This window comes from Cellulomonas biazotea (assembly GCF_004306155.1).
Lineage (GTDB): Bacteria > Actinomycetota > Actinomycetes > Actinomycetales > Cellulomonadaceae > Cellulomonas > Cellulomonas biazotea.
Genome location: NZ_BIMR01000503.1, coordinates 1 through 1,540, shown reverse-complemented (window position 1 = coordinate 1,540; position 1,540 = coordinate 1). Strand labels below are relative to the sequence as shown.

Annotated in this window: 1 protein-coding gene and 1 pseudogene; one reads left to right on the top strand and one right to left on the bottom strand. The window is 79.4% G+C overall.

The features are described 5' to 3' along the window. Positions 1-180, bottom strand: a pseudogene (locus tag CBZ_RS20495) (hypothetical protein); the annotation flags it as partial. A gap of 176 nt (positions 181-356) precedes the next feature. Here CBZ_RS20495 and CBZ_RS20490 point away from each other — a divergent pair. Continuing rightward, a partial coding sequence (locus CBZ_RS20490; protein WP_130783243.1) for a sensor histidine kinase occupies positions 357-1,540 on the top strand: 1,184 nt, incomplete at its 3' end.

The following is a 1,540-nucleotide window of genomic DNA, read 5'->3' as shown; positions in this document are numbered from 1 at the left end:
GACCGTCTCCGCGGCCGCCGGGGGTGCGACGGCGGGGCCCGGCGGGACGCCGAGCGCGGTGTCGAGCGCGCCCGTCCCGACGACCGTCGCCGCACCGGCCGCGACGGCGACCGCGACCCCGAGCGCGATCGCCCCGGCGAGGCGGCGGGGACGACGGCGGGTGGTGGTGGTCCTGTGCATGGTCGCCAGCCTCCGTCGCGGCGCCGGTCCGTCGCGTCCCCGCCCGGGCCGAACCGTGCGCGACCCGACGGCGGGCACCGGGCGTGCCGGGTGCGACGTGAGGGGGACCCGCGGCCCGTGGATCTCCGCCCTGGGGCGGTGGGAGACGCCCGTGCCCGGCGGCTAGCGTCGGGACGGTGCAGGACTCCGTGACACCCGGCGGGGCCGCCCTCCCGCCGGCGGTCCCGCTGCCGTCGACCCCGGTGACGGGTCCGCGCCCGTCGACCTCCCTGACGGTGGCCACGCCGCTGCGGGACGTCGCGCTCGCGGCCGCGCTCGCCCTCGCGTGGTTCGTCACGGTCGACGTGCTGCGCACCGAGCAGTGGTGGAACCCCCGGTGGGTGTCCGCGTGGTGGTGGTGCGGCGCCGCGCTGGCCGTCGCGGTCGCGGGGCGCCGGACGCACCCGGCGGCGACGTTCTGGGCGGTCGTCGTCGGCTACCCCCTGGCCTACCGGACGGGCCTCCAGTCGGAGCTGCACCTCGCCCCGGTCCTCGTCGCGGCGTTCGCCGGGGCGCGTGCGGGCGTCGTCGGACCGGTCGTCGGGGCGCTCGCGACGGCGGGCGGCACGCTCGCGCTGCTCGTCCCCGGCGGCCTGGTCGTCACACGCGACCTCGCGCTCGGGCTCGCACCGTGGCGGCTGGCGCTCGACACGTCGTACACGGTCGCGCTCGTGTGCCTCGCCTGCGCGGCCGTGGCGCTCGGCGTCGTCGTGCACCGCCTGGAGGCGGCGTCCGCCGACCTCGCGGCCCGCAACGCGGAGCTGCGCAGGCTCCAGGCGGAACGGACCGAGCGTGCCGTGCTCGCCGAGCGGACCCGCATCGCGCGCGAGCTGCACGACGTCGTCGCGCACCACGTCTCCGCGATCGTCGTCCGCGCCCAGGCGGCGACGCGGGTCGCTGCGCGCCGACCCGAGGCACCCGTCGAGGCGACCGAGTGGATCGCGGGGGCGGGCAAGGAGGCGCTCGCCGCGATGCGCGGGCTCGTCCACGTGCTGCGGACCGACGACCGTGTCGCGCCGTCCGCCCTGGCCGCGGACCGTGCCGGGGCGGCGTCGGCCGCGGTGACCGCCGATCTCGCACCCGCCCCCGGGCTGGACGACGTCGCCCGCGCGGCCGCGCGCCTGCGCGACGCCGGGGTCGCCGTCGACCTCGCCGTGCCCGCACCCGCGCGCGAGGTGCCGGCCGACGTCGGTCTCGCCGTCGCGCGCATCGCCCAGGAGGCCCTCACCAACGTGCTGCTGCACTCCCACGCCGCCCACGTCGACGTCCGCGTCGAGGACACCGGCACCCACCTGCACCTCACGGTGCGCGACCCCGGACC